The sequence below is a fragment of the Staphylococcus auricularis genome, assembly GCF_051172115.1.
Lineage (GTDB): Bacteria > Bacillota > Bacilli > Staphylococcales > Staphylococcaceae > Staphylococcus > Staphylococcus auricularis_A.
Window position 1 is genome coordinate 19,324 of record NZ_JBPIZN010000008.1, and the last position, 17,858, is coordinate 37,181.

Annotated in this window: 15 protein-coding genes and 8 tRNA genes; 16 read left to right on the forward strand and 7 right to left on the reverse strand. The window is 35.2% G+C overall.

Annotated features, from left to right (window positions below; translation table 11 throughout):
• The first annotated feature begins 1 nt into the window (after position 1).
• The gene (locus ACSBRB_RS10165) at positions 2-2,935 is read left to right on the forward strand and encodes an ATP-binding protein (protein WP_435032681.1); all 2,934 of its coding nucleotides are present in this window, start codon (positions 2-4) and stop codon (positions 2,933-2,935) included.
• The gene (gene yhaM / locus ACSBRB_RS10170) at positions 2,935-3,876 is read left to right on the forward strand and encodes a 3'-5' exoribonuclease YhaM (protein WP_435032682.1); all 942 of its coding nucleotides are present in this window, start codon (positions 2,935-2,937) and stop codon (positions 3,874-3,876) included. The genes ACSBRB_RS10165 and yhaM overlap by 1 nt, the downstream gene beginning before the upstream one ends.
• Before the next feature lie 230 nt (positions 3,877-4,106).
• On the opposite strand, the gene prsA is transcribed toward yhaM, so the two are convergent.
• The 4 genes from prsA to ACSBRB_RS10190 all read right to left on the reverse strand — a co-directional run bounded on the left by prsA (position 4,107) and on the right by ACSBRB_RS10190 (position 6,840).
• Complete coding sequence (gene prsA, locus ACSBRB_RS10175) at positions 4,107-5,096, reverse strand: peptidylprolyl isomerase PrsA (RefSeq protein WP_435032683.1); 990 nt, start codon at positions 5,094-5,096, stop codon at positions 4,107-4,109.
• 103 nt (positions 5,097-5,199) lie between these two features.
• Complete coding sequence (locus ACSBRB_RS10180; protein ID WP_435032684.1) at positions 5,200-5,763, reverse strand: DUF3267 domain-containing protein; 564 nt, start codon at positions 5,761-5,763, stop codon at positions 5,200-5,202.
• A 189-nt stretch (positions 5,764-5,952) separates the two neighbouring features.
• Complete coding sequence (locus ACSBRB_RS10185) at positions 5,953-6,336, reverse strand: YtxH domain-containing protein (protein WP_435032685.1); 384 nt, start codon at positions 6,334-6,336, stop codon at positions 5,953-5,955.
• Positions 6,337-6,411: 75 nt separating this feature from the next.
• Complete coding sequence (locus tag ACSBRB_RS10190) at positions 6,412-6,840, reverse strand: HIT family protein (RefSeq protein WP_435032686.1); 429 nt, start codon at positions 6,838-6,840, stop codon at positions 6,412-6,414.
• A gap of 135 nt (positions 6,841-6,975) precedes the next feature.
• Here ACSBRB_RS10190 and ecsA point away from each other — a divergent pair, with 135 nt between their 5' ends.
• Positions 6,976-7,713: an ABC transporter ATP-binding protein EcsA gene (gene ecsA, locus ACSBRB_RS10195; RefSeq protein WP_435032687.1), complete on the forward strand. Its 738-nt coding sequence runs from the start codon at positions 6,976-6,978 to the stop codon at positions 7,711-7,713.
• Positions 7,710-8,933, forward strand: a complete 1,224-nt coding sequence (gene ecsB, locus ACSBRB_RS10200) for an ABC transporter permease EcsB (protein WP_435032688.1) — start codon at positions 7,710-7,712, stop codon at positions 8,931-8,933. Before ecsA ends, ecsB begins: the two co-directional genes overlap by 4 nt.
• Positions 8,934-9,011: 78 nt before the next feature.
• Here the strand turns inward: ecsB and ACSBRB_RS10205 are convergent, their stop codons facing one another.
• Positions 9,012-9,518, reverse strand: a complete 507-nt coding sequence (locus ACSBRB_RS10205) for a signal transduction protein TRAP (protein ID WP_435032689.1) — start codon at positions 9,516-9,518, stop codon at positions 9,012-9,014.
• A 257-nt stretch (positions 9,519-9,775) separates the two neighbouring features.
• Between ACSBRB_RS10205 and hemE the strand changes: the two genes are divergently transcribed.
• From hemE to ACSBRB_RS10265, 12 genes are all read left to right on the forward strand, one after another.
• Positions 9,776-10,807: a uroporphyrinogen decarboxylase gene (hemE, locus tag ACSBRB_RS10210; protein WP_435032690.1), complete on the forward strand. Its 1,032-nt coding sequence runs from the start codon at positions 9,776-9,778 to the stop codon at positions 10,805-10,807.
• Positions 10,808-10,892: 85 nt separating this feature from the next.
• Positions 10,893-11,816, forward strand: a complete 924-nt coding sequence (hemH, locus tag ACSBRB_RS10215; RefSeq protein ID WP_435032691.1) for a ferrochelatase — start codon at positions 10,893-10,895, stop codon at positions 11,814-11,816.
• 18 nt (positions 11,817-11,834) lie between these two features.
• A complete protein-coding gene (hemY, locus tag ACSBRB_RS10220; protein ID WP_435032692.1) occupies positions 11,835-13,229 on the forward strand; it encodes a protoporphyrinogen oxidase in 1,395 nt (464 codons plus the stop codon).
• 286 nt (positions 13,230-13,515) lie between these two features.
• Positions 13,516-14,073, forward strand: coding sequence for an RBBP9/YdeN family alpha/beta hydrolase (locus ACSBRB_RS10225; protein ID WP_435032693.1), 558 nt, complete (start codon positions 13,516-13,518; stop codon positions 14,071-14,073).
• A gap of 347 nt (positions 14,074-14,420) precedes the next feature.
• A tRNA-Met gene (locus ACSBRB_RS10230) sits at positions 14,421-14,494 on the forward strand.
• A gap of 11 nt (positions 14,495-14,505) precedes the next feature.
• Positions 14,506-14,578, forward strand: a tRNA-Asp gene (locus tag ACSBRB_RS10235).
• A 7-nt stretch (positions 14,579-14,585) separates the two neighbouring features.
• Positions 14,586-14,658, forward strand: a tRNA-Phe gene (locus ACSBRB_RS10240).
• A gap of 14 nt (positions 14,659-14,672) precedes the next feature.
• Positions 14,673-14,748: transfer RNA gene (locus ACSBRB_RS10245), tRNA-His, on the forward strand.
• A 12-nt stretch (positions 14,749-14,760) separates the two neighbouring features.
• Positions 14,761-14,834 (forward strand) — tRNA-Gly (locus ACSBRB_RS10250).
• Between the two features lie 14 nt (positions 14,835-14,848).
• Positions 14,849-14,923, forward strand: a tRNA-Asn gene (locus ACSBRB_RS10255).
• A gap of 3 nt (positions 14,924-14,926) precedes the next feature.
• Positions 14,927-14,998: transfer RNA gene (locus ACSBRB_RS10260), tRNA-Glu, on the forward strand.
• Positions 14,999-15,040: 42 nt separating this feature from the next.
• Positions 15,041-15,128 (forward strand) — tRNA-Ser (locus ACSBRB_RS10265).
• A gap of 173 nt (positions 15,129-15,301) precedes the next feature.
• Here the strand turns inward: ACSBRB_RS10265 and ACSBRB_RS10270 are convergent.
• Both ACSBRB_RS10270 and ACSBRB_RS10275 read right to left on the reverse strand, forming a co-directional pair.
• Positions 15,302-16,333, reverse strand: a complete 1,032-nt coding sequence (locus tag ACSBRB_RS10270) for a tyrosine-type recombinase/integrase (RefSeq protein ID WP_435032694.1) — start codon at positions 16,331-16,333, stop codon at positions 15,302-15,304.
• A gap of 422 nt (positions 16,334-16,755) precedes the next feature.
• On the reverse strand, positions 16,756-17,598 hold the full coding sequence (locus ACSBRB_RS10275; protein WP_435032695.1) for an alpha/beta fold hydrolase: 843 nt from the start codon (positions 17,596-17,598) through the stop codon (positions 16,756-16,758).
• Between the last annotated feature and the right edge of the window lie 260 nt (positions 17,599-17,858).

Below are 17,858 nucleotides of genomic sequence, written 5' to 3' on the forward strand. Positions count from 1 at the left end.
AATGAAAATAAAATCTTTAGAGATCTATGGTTATGGTCAATTTATACAACGTACGATCCATTTTGATTCTTCTTTCACTGAAATTTACGGGGAAAATGAAGCCGGGAAATCTACCATTCAAGCGTTCATTCATTCGATACTGTTTGGTTTTCCAACGAGAAAGGAAACAGAGCCGAGATTAGAACCGAAATTAGGTAATCAATATGGTGGTAAGTTAACGCTCATTCAAGACGATGGCTCAGAAATAGAAATCGAACGTATCAAAGGCAGCGCAACCGGAGATGTGAAGGTCTATCTCCCTAATGGGTTAATTAAAGATGAGGCGTGGTTGAAAAAAGAATTAAATTACATATCTAAACGGACGTATCAAGGTATTTTTTCATTTAGTGTTCTCGGTTTGCAAGATATTCATAAAAATATGGACGAAACACAACTTCAAAACTATTTACTACAAGCAGGGGCGCTCGGTTCTACAGAATTCACGTCACTTAGAGAAACACTTAATGATAGAAAAGCAGAATTGTATAAGAAAAACGGTCGTAAACCGATTATTAACCAACAGTTGGAACAACTGAACGAACTCGAGTTACAAATTAGAGACGAAGAATCGAAATTAACAGCCTACCATCGTTATGTTGATGATCGAGATAAAGCACAACGCCGCTTAGATCACCTGAAACAAAACCTTGCGCAATTATCAAATATGCATGAAAAGAAACAAAAAGAAATTGCACTTCATGAGCAAGCACAAGAATGGAAGTCATTAGAAAAAACACTCAACGTTGAACCTATTCAATTTCCTGAAAAAGGGGTCGATCGTTATGAAAGTGCGAAACTACAAACCCAATCGTTAAAAAGAGAGATTGGTTCAAAAGAAGATAGCCTCGTGCGTTATCAACAAGACAATGAACGCTATATGATTCCAGATTCTGACGTGACTGATGCGATGACACAACTCGCGCAACAAGAGCATGAGATCACTCAACAAGACAATGAACAGCAAGCCTTATCGAAAGAAATTCAAGATAAGACACGTGAATTTGAATTACTAAAAAATGAGATTGCTTGGCAGGAAGTCCATCAAGAAGTTGATAGCTCTGATGCGATGAAGAGCCACGTGACGCAACAATTAAAAGAAAAACAATCTGAACAAGCACACATACAACAATTAGAACAAAGCATCGCGGATAACAACATTGAAAAACCATCTAATGACGAAGAAATTTCAGCGTTAGAACAAGATATTGTACCGGAAGAAACATTTGAGAAAAAACGTCAATATGAGCAACAAGTATTTGAACTACAAGAAAAGAATAATCTTTATCAAAAAATGAAAGACGCGTTCGATGTTGAACAAGCAGAAAAAGAGAAAAAACAACAGTTATTACGTATAAGCTTTATCATCTTAGCTGTAGTCAGCTTAGGTTTAACGATTTTTGCATTCGTATCATCTAACCTCATATTTGGTGTTATATTTACGATACTCACACTCATTTTCATCATCGGCACATTCTTAGTCAGAACAAAAACAGTAGGCCACAGTGAAACATTCAGCCATGAAATTGAAGAATTAGAACAACAAGTTTCACAATTAGAAGCGGATTATGATTTAGACTTTGATCTAGATCAACAATATCGTTTGAGAGAACAATGGCAAAATGCGGTTAAATCTAAAGATACGCTTGATATGAAAGCAGAACACTTACAAACTTCATTAGACGAAGCACGTCAAGCCTACAATCAAGCTGATCAACAACTCATTCAAGTAAGAGAAGACTTATACTTATCAGACAAACTTGCGGATGAACTTATTGTTGATAGCATAGGTACGATTAATAAAGTCAAAGATTATGATAAACAGCTAGATTCATTACAGGTTCAACAACAGGAATTGCAGCAACAATTGGACACATTTTATGACACTGCGCAAAACACGCTCAATCGTACTTCTACGCAATTCAACAAATCTTCGTTATTCCACGACGTAAAACAATGGTTACAACAGACGAAAGAAGATACAGCAAAAGTGGAAAATAATGATGCTCAAATTTCATCATTATCCAGTGAATTGAAACAGTTGAAATCATCATTAAGCGATAATGAAAACCTCATTCTTCAACTATTTGATTATGTAGATGTTCAAGATGAAGAAGATTATTATCAAAGTCATGAGCAATATGTTACTTATCAACAAAACATGGCTCGCTTCAACGATTTAACTTCATATCTAGAAAACCAAAACTATGCTTATTCAGATAGTTCAACTTTAGCGGAAAAAACAGAAGCGCAGTTAGATAAAGAAGATCAAAAACTAGCACAACAAGTCGATGATTATAATGAACAATACTTAGCGATGCAAAGGGAAGTCAGTGATTTAACTTCTAAAATTGAATTCATGGAAACAGACGAAACACTTGCTAATTTAAGACATCGTTATCACATGTTGAAAAACCAAATGAATGATGAAGCAAAAGACTGGGCAAGTTTAAGTTATCTTCAATCACTAGTCGATGCACATATTACACAAATTAAAGATAAACGATTACCGCAAGTGATTGATGAAGCTACCGAAATCTTTAAGCACTTAACTGAAGGCAGATATGTACAAATCACATATGCAAATGACGAATTAATGGTTAAACAATATACAGGTCAAATGTATAGACCAGTTGAATTGAGTCAATCTACAAAAGAAATTTTATATGTTGCATTGCGACTCAGCTTAATTAAAACACTCAAACAGTATTATCCATTCCCAGTCATCATTGATGATGCATTTGTTCATTTTGATAAAAATCGTAAGGCAAAAATTATGGATTTCTTACGTGAAATGCCAGACGATTATCAAATTCTGTACTTCACTTGTGTGAAAGATACTACAGTGCCTGCTAAACAAATCGTAACGTTGAATAAATTAGAGGAAGGCGGTAAATAATGCGCAATGTAGAAAAATTGAATCCCGGTGATTCTGTTGATAATTTCTTCTTAATCCACAGAGCAACTCAAGGTGTTACAGCTCAAGGAAAAGATTATATGACATTGTATCTTCAAGACAAAAGTGGGGATATCGAGTCGAAATTATGGACGGTCACAAAGGAAGAAATGCAAATATTAGTGCCAGAATCCATCGTGCACGTGAAAGGTGATGTCATTAACTACCGTGGTCGCAAACAAATGAAAATCAATAAAATTCGTTTGGCGACGGATGAAGATCAATTGCACATCGAAGATTTTGTAGATGGCGCACCGATGACACCAGACGAAATACAAGAAGCAATGTCTCACTATTTATTAGATATTGAAAATGCGAACTTGCAACGAATCACACGTCATTTATTGAGAAAATACCAAGACCGGTTCTATTCATATCCTGCAGCAAGTTCACACCATCATAACTTTGCCAGTGGTTTAAGTTACCACGTCTTAACGATGTTACGTATCGCAAAAGCACTTTGTGATATTTATCCATTGTTAAATCGTAGCTTATTATACAGCGGCATCATCTTACATGATATCGGTAAAGTGAAAGAATTGAGTGGACCTGTCGCTACTTCATATACAGTAGAAGGTAACCTATTAGGCCATATTTCTATTGCGAGCGATGAAGTAGCAGAAGCGGCCAAAGAGCTAAACATCGATGGTGAAGAAGTGATGTTACTGAGACATATGATTTTAGCGCATCACGGTAAAATGGAATTCGGTTCACCGAAAATGCCACATTTAAAAGAAGCTGAAATTCTTTATTTCATTGACAATATTGATGCGAAAATGAATATGTTTGAAAAAGCATTCAAGAAAACAGAACAAGGCCAGTTTACTGAACGTATTTTTGGTTTAGATAATAGACAATTTTATAAACCAACAACGTTAGATTAGGTTTAATGTGAAATTTAATATTGAAATAAGCACCCGCGTAAGCATGTAGTACGTCATACATGTTCAAGTGGGTGCTTTTTTCGTTTTCGATAAGTGGGGAGGATACTTAAGCTACAACCAAAAAAACGACCCATCTCTCTAGAATGAGGAATGGGTCGTTTCATTTCATTATTTAACTGATAAGCTCAAAACAACAACGACGGATGAACATGAAACATGTGTGGTACTGATTACTGACCACCAGGCATAGCTTGGCCGCCGCCCATGTTACCACCTTGTTGTTGTTGCTGCTGTTGTTGCTTGATTTTATCTGGGTCTAAGATAGAATCATTGATTGCTTTTTTAATATCTCTATCTTTGTAGTCTACGTTATATTCTTTAAGTAAATCTTTATATGCATCAGTGAGTAATTCAGGATCTTTTTGTACTTTTTGTTGAATTAATTGAGTTCTAAGTTTAGATTTTTCTTTATCGAAGTCATCTGCTTTATCTGCTTTAATGATATGGTAACCGTAATCTGTTTTAACAACGTCTGAAATGTCGCCTTCTTTGAGTTTGAAGAGTGCTTTTTCAAAGTCTTCAACCATTTGATCTTTCATCACGTAACCGAGGCTACCACCATTTTTTTTCGTACTTGAATCCATGGATTCATCTTTTGCGATATCGCTGAATTTATCTGGATTTTTTTCAACTTCTTTTTGAATTTCTTTTGCTTTATCCTTAGCTTTATCTTTAGATAAGCCTTCTTTATCATCTTTATCTTCTTTAACTTTAATTAAGATGTGAGATGCTTTTTTCGTATTGTCTTTGATCTCTTTATCTGAAACGTCAACTTTATCTTCTAACAATTGTTTTTGGTAAGCTTGTAGTTTTTTCTGTTCTTTGTAGTCACCTAATGTCATGTTTTGTTGTTTTAACATGCTTTCAAATTGGTCTTTACCACCGTATTGTTCTTGCTCTTTCTCAACTTGTTTATCGATGTCTTTAGAATCTACGTCATCCTCGTATTTATCTGCGAGTAATTTGTTTAGCAATACTGAAAATGAACTGTTGGCAATTTGTTCATCTCCAATTTTTTCCATGACGTCAGCAACTTTGACATCGCCAGCTTTTGATGAAATTAGTACATTTTCTTTAGAATCTGTCGCATCATTACCACATGCACTAAGCACAACTGCACCAGCAACAATAGGTAAGAATACCTTTTTAACATGTTTCATAGATATGTATCTCCTTTGCTAAGAATAACAAGGTAAATATAGCACATTATGACTAAATGACCAATGAAAATGGGTGTATATCAGACTATAGTACGACCGTTTGTTAGTATCTTGTATCGTAGACAGTCGATACCTTTTTCAAGATATTCATGCCCGTTTGATGCTCTTCAATATAATTACCTTCATTTGAAAACAGCAACAATTTTAAATAAAGACAATCGATGACTGAAATACCTGTGTTTAAGGCAATATAGAATATGAAATAATGACCGAACTGTGGAAACAAACCACACATCCATGCAGATACGCCAGTAACAACGATAAAAGGTACGATTAATGCAAAGCAAAAATAGTAACGGTTCACAGGTGTATTGACATAGATATTATATAAAGGTATATACTTTGATTTAACTAATTTAAATATGCGAAATGATTTATAATAGGGCAATAGAATGATGAGATGTAACGCTTTATGTAGTGGATACAGTAATAAAGCCCCTAACGCAAATAATATAAAATAATGATCGGTTAATGCTGTGTTTGAGAAGTAATGCATGATTTCATAACCAATTAAAAATGTAATAACTGTTGTAGCGAAACTTAAAAAGGCGATGCGAGGCAAACCAAAACGAGCATTGATATCAATTTGTCGCATACATAAAAACATCTACATGATCACTCCTTATCATTCAGCATCTTGCTTTTGTCTAAAGCTTATTTCCTTACGTATTATCTAGCTAAAAAGCACCATAGTCAAGTATATATCTAAGCAATAAAAAAGAAGGCTGAGACGCCCTCGTGTCCCAGCCATAATATGAAAGATGATTTAATTAAAGATAGAACCATTAGAACAACTTTATTTCTCTTTACTGAAAGCTTTTGAGATTTCTTCGCCTCTGTTTTGTAAGTTTTCAATGTGAGATTGTAATTGTTCAATATTAGGTTTAATATCTGATTGGAAATTACCGATCATTGATTTCACATCGTCACCGATTGTACTCGCAAATTGTTTACCTTCTGATTTAATTTGTGAGATATAATTTGTAATATCAGTAATGCTTTGTTTAATGGTTTCAACATCACGATTGAATTCAGCATCGGCACCCACCGGCTGAGTTGTTTGATTTTGAGTCGTTGTATGGTTAGCTTGGCTTTGCTGGTTTTGTTTATTCATGAGGAAGACACCGACACCTGTAGCTACGCCAGCACCGACACCAAGTAAGAATTGTACTGGTTTCATAATAACTCTCCTTATTTTATGGATTAAACGTAAATGAATATTAAAGTTCTACCCTAAATCGATTTAAATCATGCATTAGCCTTCAATTTGAGCGCTAATTTGTTTTGCAAGTTCTGCTTTTTGATCGTCATCAATCGTATCTTCATGTGTTTCCCATTCATATCCAAATCCATCTACGTCGTCTTTATAACGTGGTAAGAAATGGAAGTGTAGGTGGAATACAGATTGATCAGCGAATTCACCATTATTTTGAATAATGTTTAAACCATCTGGATTAAATGCTTCTTTAATGGCATTCGCAATTTTTGGAATGGCTACACCGATATGTTTCATCGTTTCAGCGTCAGTTTCAAAGATATTCGCTGATGCTTTTTTAGGGACGAGTAAGGTATGACCCTTAGTTACTTGTGAAATATCAAGGAAAGCATAAACATAGTCATCTTCATATACTTTATGACTTGGGATCTCGCCTTCGATGATTTTACTGAAAATAGTTTCTGGCATCTGAATCGTCACTCCTTATTACACTGTTTTCACTTATTATAGCATTGATGTAAGGGAACGTCATTTGCGGCAAGTATTTTTATACTTGAGCGCTAAATTTTGATACAATATAAGCTATGGAGGTGGGCTAGACCCATGACAGTAAAAGTTGAGAATTTAACGGGCGGTTATGGTAAACGTCCGATTATAAAAAATATTAATTTCGAACTTAAACCTGGTGAAATCGTTGGTTTAATCGGGTTAAATGGTGCTGGTAAGAGTACAACCATCAAGCATATTTTAGGCTTATTAGAACCCATGGAAGGTGAGCATACGATTTCAGGTACGCGTATAGATGAAGATATTGAAACGTATCGCCAAAAGCTTTCTTACATACCTGAAGCACCGGTGATTTATGAAGAATTGACATTGGAAGAACATATTTATATGACTGCAATGGCATACAATATCGATCGTGAAGAAGCGATGAGACGGGCTATGCCTTTATTAAAAACATTCCGTTTAGAAAATGAACTCTCTATATTCCCAAGTCATTTTTCAAAAGGGATGAAACAAAAAGTGATGATTATCTGTGCATTCATCGTTGATCCAGAACTTTACATCATTGACGAACCGTTTTTAGGACTCGATCCAATTGGGATTCAATCCATGCTTGATCTCATGGTGGAAAAGAAAAACGAAGATCGCACCGTGTTGATGAGTACCCATATATTAGCGACAGCAGAGCGTTATTGTGATCGTTTTATCATCTTAGATAAAGGTGAGATTGTCGCATTTGGTAATTTAGAAGAATTGCGTTATCAGGTCGGATTAGAAGGGCATACATTAGATGAAATCTATATTTATGTCACACAAGGTGGCCAGAACGCATGAGTCAAGAAGCGAAACAATTATTCAACACGAGAAGAGAAGAAATTAGAAAAGAAAAACAATACTACTATAAATTCATATTTAATGGTCACTTTTCTGTCTTCTTAGTCATATTACTTGGAGCCTTCATCTTAGGTTATGGGAATTGGCTTCAATCCATTCCAGAAGGCATCAACTATAGCTTGATTGCATCGATTATAGTCGCAGTGATTTCTATTTTTCCAATACGGACGCTTTTAAAGGAAGCAGACAAATTATTTTTACTTCCTTTTGAAAAAAAGATGTCGACCTATATGAATCGTAGTTTAAACTACAGTTATCTGAACCGAATTGTATTACAAATCGGGGTTTTAGCAGTATTATTTCCACTTTTCTATGTCTTAAATGATCGTCACTTTGTGTTTTATATTTGCTTTGCGATACTCGCATTAATCCTTCCATATATAGGTTTATTACTAAGATGGGAGTGGTACCGTTACGGCCTTGAAAATTGGTCCATCAATGTCGTCTTATTCATCTGTTTTACATCAAGTTATTTCTCTATCTTACAGATGAAAAATATTGTCGCAATCGCACCCGTCATTTTACTCGCATTGTTAGTGCTGATTCTCAGACATATGAACGAAAATAAACTGTTTCCTTGGGAACGAATGATTAAAATTGAATATCAACATCATATGAATTACTACAAGTTCGTCAATATGTTTACAGATGTTAAAGCATTGCAAGAAACAGCTGTACGTCGACGTTATTTAGATGTCATTCTTACTGTTCCTAGACCGAAACATTTTAATTCTAATTATATGTATTTATTTTTATTTGTGCGTTCATTTGTTAGAGGAAAAGATGCATTTAATATTATTTTGAGATTAGTGATTATCGCAGTTGTGTTGATGATATGGTTGTCACAACCGATTGTTTCACTCATCATCGGTAGTTTATTCATGTATATTACGCTACTACAAATGGCACAATTCTATACACAACAAGCTTATGGATTATGGCCACAAGTATGGCCGGTACCAGATACGAAAGTGATTAAAGGTTATGAACAATTCCTTTATCGACTCATGATTGTGCTTGGCATTATTTTCGCTATCGTTTTTGCCATCATGTCACCGCAATATTTCTTCGGCGGTATTTTATTCTTTATCGTCGGTTGGTTAACGATTCATAACGTCATTAATAAACTCAAACATCAAGAAATGTTGTTGAGAGATTAAATAGAAGTAAAAAATGAGGCTGGAACTTCAAACGTGTGTGTTCCAGCCTTTAATATGTGTAAGTTAAAATATATGGTCTTATTCTTCGTCAGTTATTGGATAGAGGTAACGTTCGAAATAACTTGCGTATTGTGTACTAGAGCCAAAGAACTGACTTAATGCTTCTCTAGAAAAGTTTTCTTTAAAGATAGATGAATTTTTAAATGTTTCATAGTCGCTTCTAGAGTTAAAACCAAAGTAAATTTTGTAAGTGAGTTGTTTAGTTGGTTTCAAGAAGCGGTAGCAACGATAACCGGCAAATTGGGAATAATTAGCGGTTAAACTTTCTAATTTTTTCTCTAATTGGTAAGCGTGGTCTTCTGTTGTCGGAATAAAGATCATCGCATGAAAATGACGTTCATCTATGTCGCCATCAGATTTAATTTCCTCATAAGCAATCGGTTCTTTTAAGACTGTTTTATCTTCAGTTTCTTCAATGATGACTGAATTATCTGCAGTAGAAAATAGATATAATGAATGGCCTGGATTTTTATCTTTTTTCTGTTTTAAAAAAGCGTATGTACCATAAGAAGCATAAAGTTTCATAGGTGATACCCCCTTGTATATTGAATTAAAATATAATAGAAGCAAATACATACGTGTGTATGTTTTTTAAAAAATTAACTAATAGAAATTTAGTTTGATTTATATTATAATGTTTTACCCTAAAAATACAACAAAGATACATTGAGGTAGGGGTTGTCGTATGTCATTTTTATGACATTTAAGCAGTTTAAAATACGACACATTATCGGATATGATAAGATTGATACTAATGATTATAATCTAGGAGGATCAGAGGTGTGCAACAAAACACAACGATTTTAGATACGATTCAAGGAAAAACAGTTTCACATACTCCTGTATGGTTCATGAGACAAGCAGGGCGTTCACAACCCGAATATCGGGCATTAAAAGAGAAATATTCACTATTTGAGATTACACATCAGCCTGAGTTATGTGCTTATGTGACGCATTTACCTGTCGATCGTTACCACACAGATGCAGCGGTGTTATATAAAGATATCATGACTCCTCTCTTACCTATTGGTGTAGATGTAGAAATTCAATCTGGCGTAGGTCCCGTTATTAACAATCCAATCAAAAACATTCAAGATGTTGAACAACTTGGGAAAATCGATCCTAAACGTGATGTTCCATTTGTATTAGATACGATTAAGTTGTTGACTGAAGAAAAACTAAACGTGCCGTTGATTGGGTTTACAGGTGCACCTTTTACATTAGCGAGTTATATGGTCGAAGGTGGCCCTTCTAAAAACTATCATTTTACTAAAGCGATGATGTATAGTGATGAAGCCACTTGGTTTGCGTTAATGGACCATCTAGTAGAGATGTCTATTGACTATGTCTCTGCACAGATTGAAGCGGGTGCACAGTTGATACAAATTTTTGACTCATGGGTAGGGGCATTAAACGTTGAAGATTATCGTTATTATATAAAACCTGCAATGCAACGATTGGTTAGTGGTATCAAAGCACGTTACGATGTCCCAGTGATCTTATTTGGTGTAGGTGCAAGCCATTTAGTACGTGAGTGGAATGATTTACCAATCGATGTGCTAGGTTTAGACTGGAGAATGTCGATTAATGAAGCCCGTGCACTAGATATTGATAAAACACTCCAAGGCAACTTAGATCCGTCTGTACTTATTGCGCCTTGGGATGCGATTGAGTCTCGCTTGAAACCAACCCTAGATCAAGGATTAGCACATGGCAAACACATTTTTAATTTAGGTCACGGTGTCTTTCCACAAGTGAACCCAGACACGCTTAGACGTATCACTGAATTCGTACATGATTACACACAACGATAGTGTAACTAGATTATGAAAGCTGGACAGCTTTATTTATGGAGATGTCCTGCTTTTTTAGATAATGCTATAAAAAGGATGGTTTACAATGAGCAAAACAATAGGACTACTCGTAATGGCTTACGGTACCCCTTATAAAGAAAGTGATATCGAACCATATTATACTGATATCAGACATGGTAAAAAGCCAACTGAAGCCGAGTTAGAAGACTTAAAAGAAAGATATAAAGCAATCGGTGGTCTTTCTCCATTAGCTGGTATGACTAACCGTCAAGCAGAAGCGATTTGTGATGGATTGAATCAAGCTTATGATGACAAAGAATTTAAATTATATATTGGTTTGAAACATATTCATCCGTTTATTGAAGATGCCGTTGAAAGTATGCATGAAGATGGCATTGAAGAAGCGGTTACTGTCGTCTTAGCACCACATTATTCAAGCTTTTCTGTAGGTTCTTATAATGAGCGTGCACAAAAAGCGGCTGCACCATACGATATTAAACTCACACATGTGGAACATTATTATCAACAACCTAAATTCATTCAATATTGGACTGAAAAAGTGAATGAAACATTAAACGAGATTCCTCAAGAAGAACACGACGATACTGTACTTGTCGTCTCAGCACATAGTTTACCAAAAGCATTAATAGAAGATAACAACGATCCATATCCAGATGAACTTCACGCAACAGCAGAGTTATTACAACAACACTCTGACATCAAACATGTTGCAGAAGGTTGGCAATCAGAAGGTAATACAGGCACACCATGGTTAGGACCTGATGTTCAAGATTTAACACGTACATTGTATGATGAACATCAATACCAACACTTCATTTATACACCTGTAGGCTTTGTTTGCGAACACTTAGAAGTTTTATATGATAACGACCACGAATGCAAAGCAGTGTGTGATGATTTAGGTGTGAAATATCATAGACCAACAATGCCAGATACAGATCCATTATTTATCGGCGCAATTGTAGATGAAATCAAAAATGTTTTTTAAAAGGATGAGTGATTAAAAGTGTCTAAGGAGATTGCAATTATCGGTGCAGGTATAACCGGTTTATCGAGTGCTTATTTTCTAAAAAAACAACATCCAGATTATGATGTAACGATATATGAAAAAAATGGAAGAGCAGGAGGTAAGGTTCAAACCTACCAAACAGAAGGCTATACGATAGAGCTTGGTCCTGAATCTTATCTAGGTAGAAAAACGATTATGACTGATGTCGCAAAAGATATCGGTTTAGGAGATCAATTGATTACCAATGAAACTGGGCAATCTTATATCTTTGCGAAAAATCGTTTGTACCCAATCCCTGGTGGTTCAATCATGGGCATTCCGACTTCTATTCGTCCATTTTTGAAAACACAGCTCATTTCATTTAAAGGTAAACTCATTGCAGGATTAGATTTAGTAAAAAAAACAACGCCACTAAATGAAGATATCTCTGTCGGCGATTTCTTCAGACATCGTTTAGGTGATGAAGTATTAGAAAATCTTATCGAACCGTTAATGGGTGGCATTTATGGCACGGATATTGATCATTTAAGTTTACAAAGTACTTTTCCTGAATTTAAACAACGTGAAGAACAATTTGGTAGTTTGATTAAAGGGATGAAGTTCGAAAAAGAACAACGTCAGAAACGTAAACAACTTTATCCAGGTGCACCTAAAGGTCAATTCAAACAGTTTACAAATGGCTTGAGTTCATTCATTGAAACGTTAGCGCAATATGTACAGCAACAAGGTGTTGAAATCAAATACAATACTGCTGTTAAAGACATTATTGTTGCACAACGCAATTATGAAATCCTTACTGAAGACGAACAAGTCGATTATGATGGCGTGATCGTTACAACCCCACATCAAGCAATCGTGCAATGGTTTGGTGACGATCCTGCGTTTGATTACTTTAAAGAAATGGGTGCGACAACGGTTGCAACCGTCGTGCTAGCATTTGATGAGGAAAATATTGTTAATAATTATGACGGTACAGGTTTTGTGATTGCACGTACTAGCAATACCAATATTACTGCATGTACATGGACAAGCAAGAAATGGCCATTTACCGCACCAGAAGGTAAAGTACTGTTACGTGCGTATGTAGGTAAGCCAGGTGATACGGTCGTTCAAGATCATACGGATGAAGAAATTGTTTCACTCGTACGTAAAGATCTAAGCCAAATGATGACAATCAAAGGTAATCCTGACTTTAGTATTGTTAATCGATTGCCGAATAGTATGCCACAATATCATGTAGGCCATATGGATCGTATTAGAGAAATTCAACATCATGTCAAAGAAAATTATCCTAGATTGAAAATGACAGGAGCCTCATTTGAAGCGATGGGCTTACCTGATTGTATCCAACAAGCTAAAGATACTGTTGAGGCACTGATAGAAGAATTGTAAGCGACTTAACACTTTAATTTCATCTTTATATAAGTGAAGCGAAATCATAAAATGAATGGACGTTTTATGGTTTCGTTTTTTTATGGGTAGTAGAAGAAAGCGCTTTGTGGTGACAAATACTTATCTAGTAAGTAGAGTAGCAGTGTATGTATAGCTCTTAATATATTGTGTTTAAAATTATGTTAAACTGTATGTAAGAAGCATATAAATAGTAGAATGCCTATTGAGTTTAAGTTAGAGGCTATTCTAAATTATGCGTGTTGAATGGCAAGAGGGGGACGAAAAAATGACAGACGTAATCATCGTACATTCAAAATTTAGTGATTCCACAAACCATTGGTATGACTGGCTTGCAAATAACCTTAGACTAGAAGGTTACGATGTGACTTTAGTGGATATTTCCATTGATAAAGATAATGACATTGATCAATGGGTCGAAAAAATGGATCAACAAATACATATTGATAAACATGAAACCTATTTGTTAACACATGGCTTTGGTACGCTAGCTGCACTTAAATATATCGAGCAGAAACTCACATTCCAAATAGAAGGGCTGTTTAGTATTTCTGGATTTAGAGAAGATGCTCAAGATATTGATGAATCCATTGTCAATGAAGATATAGAGATTGATTATGATACAGTAAAACAGCGTGTAGAGCGTTTCTATGGCTTGTGTGCGAAAAACGATAAGCATGTTTCATATAAAGAGACGAAACGACTTATGGATACTTTAGGCGGCTATTGTAAAGTGGCTGAATACGGTGGCCATTTCCTTGCAGAAGATGGTTTTACAAGTTTCACAGCATTACAAGGTAGTATGATGGGTATAATGAGTGACTAATTTTATTAAAAGCGTAAATTCTAAAGAAAGAAGATGATCCCATAGAACGATTTTGTTTGTGTGGGTCATCTCATTTTTTGGTTAAAATTCGTATTAAAAGAGAGAAAACTAGTGTATAACGATAGAATTACACAAAAATGTTTGTTGCTGTTATTGACGAAATTGAAAAATACTTATATAATAAGAAAGTTGTCAATAAACGAGGGCTCATTTTCCTGATTAACAAATTAGTATATCACATCGAGTTTAATTGAATATTAATTAAAGTTAAACTTTAGTTAAATAAGTATTGACTTTTTATTAACTACGTGATATATTTAAAATGTAGCCGAAATTAATAATATTATCGCGGGATGGAGCAGTTCGGTAGCTCGTCGGGCTCATAACCCGAAGGTCGGTGGTTCAAATCCGCCTCCCGCAATTACATAATAAGGTCCCGTAGTGTAGCGGTTAACACGCCTGCCTGTCACGCAGGAGAGCGTGGGTTCGAATCCCATCGGGACCGTCATCATGGTTCAGTAGCTCAGTTGGTAGAGCAATGGATTGAAGCTCCATGTGTCGGCAGTTCGACTCTGTCCTGAACCATATCATCGTTTTTGGCGGTTGTGGTGAAGTGGTTAACACATCGGATTGTGGTTCCGACATGCGTGGGTTCGATCCCCATCACCCGCCCCATAATCGTAACAGGCGGGTGTAGTTTAATGGCAAAACCTCAGCCTTCCAAGCTGATGTTGTGGGTTCGATTCCCATCACCCGCTCCATTAAATTTTATGAATCCACAGTAGCTCAGTGGTAGAGCTATCGGCTGTTAACCGATCGGTCGTAGGTTCGAATCCTACCTGTGGAGCCATATGGCTCCGTGGTCAAGCGGTTAAGACACCGCCCTTTCACGGCGGTAACACGGGTTCGAGTCCCGTCGGAGTCATTTAAACAGAAGTGAAATATCGCTTCTGTTTTTTTATATCATGGAGAGTTGTCCGAGCGGCCGAAGGAGCACGCCTGGAAAGCGTGTAGGCGTCACAAGCGTCTCGAGGGTTCGAATCCCTCACTCTCCGTTTTTTAGCTTTTCTGAGCTTTCTTGAGACGCTATAACCCTTGATATTATAGGGTTTTGGTGTTTTTATTTTGTTTGAGTTGATATATTTTATGTCAACGTCATGTCAAATTTAGCAAAAAAATTAATAAATCCATGTCAAAATCACTACTTCGTTGACATGAAATCTCCAAATCACATGTGGCGCAAGGCTTCCAGCGTTTTACTTTCTTCACGCTCTTGACTTTCTTCTAATAAGTGACTGTATGTGGACAAAGTAGTTGTGATATCTGCGTGCCCCAAACGTTTGGAAATATAATATATAGATACACCTTCGTGAATTAACATAGAGCAATGTGTGTGACGTAAAGCGTGTAAAGTATAATTACCGATCTTGTTGTCTAAACAAAAGCGTTGTAGTACCTTAGATACCGCGTTGTGGGTAATTAATGACGCGCCTGTTCTGAATATATCTCCGTCTAAATTAATAGGGAAGTCGTTTAATACTTTTCTAACATGTTTAATATCTTCTTTTGTAATTTTAATTATTCGGTCAGATGTAGCATTTTTAGTTCCTCTGATATGCACTGTTTCATTTTCTATATCAAAATCTTTATAACGCAAATGTTGTATCTCACTAAACCGAGCTCCAGTGACTACTGCTAAATATATAAAAAGGTAAGATAGTTCATTTTTGGTTTGAGCATATTTTTTCAATTTATAAAAATATTCGAGCTTCATAAATTTATCTTCTTCTGGTTGTTCCGAAATTGCACCTTTTATATTGACTTTGTAAGTAGGGTCTTTGTATATCATCCCTTTGTGTAATGCATCTTGTATCGCTGACCGCAAACAGTAGTTTAACTTCCTCACTGATTCAGTTGTTCTCTTACTAGCGTAAGAATTGATTAATGATTGATACCGCGTTTTAGTTAAGTCTTTTAAAGGCAAGTTACCTAACTGTTTTTCGAATACTTTTTTCGCATTATAATATGTATTTACTGATTTGGAAGTTAAGTAGGGCTCTTTATGTACTTTAATCCAATTATCAAAATACTTTACAAACGGAATCTTACCATCTTTTGTAAATCCTTTATTAGCTTTTTCAAAAGCCTCATTCATTGCGATAATTGCATCTTTTTTCTTCTCAAAACCTGTTTTTCTATAGCGTTTACCATCAACGACAAAATCGTAACGCCATTTTTTGCCTTGTTTTCTTACTGTCATTACGTATTCCTCCTTAAAAAATAAAAGAAGAGGGCATAAAGCCCTCTGACATGTGTAGATATAAAGTAGGCATAAGGATCGTGAGATCCTAAAATAATTATATAGTATTCGCAGAATGAACTCAAAAGAAAAATTCATCAAATAAAAAGCGTTGCCAGTAAATTTGGGAGATAGAACTGGCAACGCATAGAACGAAGTATTGGATTAAACATTACTCGAGAAAGCGTCACAATCCACTAATAAAAATGGAGGTAACGCTTAATGGAATTAAACAATATAAAAAGGTGTAAATATATCGTGTACATATACAATAACATAAATCGGTATTAAAAAAAACACATTAGCTTAAATAAATTAGCAATTAATCTAAAAAAAGTAAAAAATAATAAGGGTACGTGGGAGGTACCCTGTGAATATATTGATTAAAGGTGTGGATTCTCACTATATTTATACAAAAATTTCTTTATTTCAGGATAAATTTCACTATAAGCATCTAATGGCAACCAGTGACCTTTATTTTTAACAATATTATAGTTAAAATCATTTTTAACACAATCTTCACTAAGTTTTAATTGGTCTTCTGTTAACGCTGGATCATTTTCTCCTAAAAAAGCTAAAACTGGAGCTTCTACTTTTGAAGTTTCAAGTATTAAATTGTCTCCATATTTAGGAGATAAGTTTGCTCTATAGAGGTTGAAAGCAGAAGTAAGGCGACCATCCCTAGACATATCAGGTAACCAATTTTCATGTAGCTCTTCTCCAGTGAAAAGAGTTTTAAATAAGCTCCAATCATCTGCAGTAAATACTTCTTCTCCTAAATCTTCATTTAATATAAGTAGTATATACCACGAACTTACTAATTGATCGAATCCACTATTTTTTAAACCTGAAGGGTGGCCAACGCTAAGAGGTATATAAGATTTTACTGTATTAGTATAAATTGATGAAAAATACCAACCGATAGCTGCCCCCCAGTCATGACCTATAACATGTGTTTTGTTAATGTTCAACTCATCTAGTAATTGTTTTAAAATATCGCATATATTATCAACTTTTGATTCCTCTACAGAGTTTGGGATATCACTTTCTCCATAACCTGGTAAATCTATTTTAATAACTTTAAAACCTGATTCTACTAATTTGGGAGCTATTTTTCTCCATACCTTCATTGAATCTGGAAATCCATGTATTAACAGGACGGTTTCGTCATTATTTTCACCCATTAATTCATAATTAATATTTATATCGTTTAATTTAGTTTTCATTTGTTATACCTCCATTTTTTAACTGCTTAATACACTTTTAATTGGCTTGAAAGATAAAATAGGGGATGCACTCGGCATCCCAGCTATTTTTGCTGAATAGCAGTAATTTATATCTTTCTTCGAAGGTGTATATATACTGTAACACTTTATATATTATTTATCAATAGGGGAATCAAAAATCAAACAAACATCTTTTGTAAGAAACCTTGCTTACGCTGTTTTAGTAAGTTGAGTTTTTGTTTTTTATTATTTATTAAAAC

What these genes read in the sequence shown, in the direction of transcription:
- ecsA (WP_435032687.1), top strand. Translation starts at nt 6,976, where the DNA reads ATGACAGTAAAAGTTGAGAATTTAACGGGCGGTTATGGTAAACGTCCG.
- ACSBRB_RS10185 (WP_435032685.1), bottom strand. Translation starts at nt 6,336, where the DNA reads ATGAAACCAGTACAATTCTTACTTGGTGTCGGTGCTGGCGTAGCTACA.
- ACSBRB_RS10270 (WP_435032694.1), bottom strand. Translation starts at nt 16,333, where the DNA reads ATGACAGTAAGAAAACAAGGCAAAAAATGGCGTTACGATTTTGTCGTT.
- ACSBRB_RS10165 (WP_435032681.1), top strand. Translation starts at nt 2, where the DNA reads ATGAAAATAAAATCTTTAGAGATCTATGGTTATGGTCAATTTATACAA.
- ACSBRB_RS10275 (WP_435032695.1), bottom strand. Translation starts at nt 17,598, where the DNA reads ATGAAAACTAAATTAAACGATATAAATATTAATTATGAATTAATGGGT.
- ACSBRB_RS10205 (WP_435032689.1), bottom strand. Translation starts at nt 9,518, where the DNA reads ATGAAACTTTATGCTTCTTATGGTACATACGCTTTTTTAAAACAGAAA.
- prsA (WP_435032683.1), bottom strand. Translation starts at nt 5,096, where the DNA reads ATGAAACATGTTAAAAAGGTATTCTTACCTATTGTTGCTGGTGCAGTT.
- ecsB (WP_435032688.1), top strand. Translation starts at nt 7,710, where the DNA reads ATGAGTCAAGAAGCGAAACAATTATTCAACACGAGAAGAGAAGAAATT.
- yhaM (WP_435032682.1), top strand. Translation starts at nt 2,935, where the DNA reads ATGCGCAATGTAGAAAAATTGAATCCCGGTGATTCTGTTGATAATTTC.
- ACSBRB_RS10190 (WP_435032686.1), bottom strand. Translation starts at nt 6,840, where the DNA reads ATGCCAGAAACTATTTTCAGTAAAATCATCGAAGGCGAGATCCCAAGT.
- ACSBRB_RS10180 (WP_435032684.1), bottom strand. Translation starts at nt 5,763, where the DNA reads ATGTTTTTATGTATGCGACAAATTGATATCAATGCTCGTTTTGGTTTG.
- ACSBRB_RS10225 (WP_435032693.1), top strand. Translation starts at nt 13,516, where the DNA reads ATGACAGACGTAATCATCGTACATTCAAAATTTAGTGATTCCACAAAC.
- hemH (WP_435032691.1), top strand. Translation starts at nt 10,893, where the DNA reads ATGAGCAAAACAATAGGACTACTCGTAATGGCTTACGGTACCCCTTAT.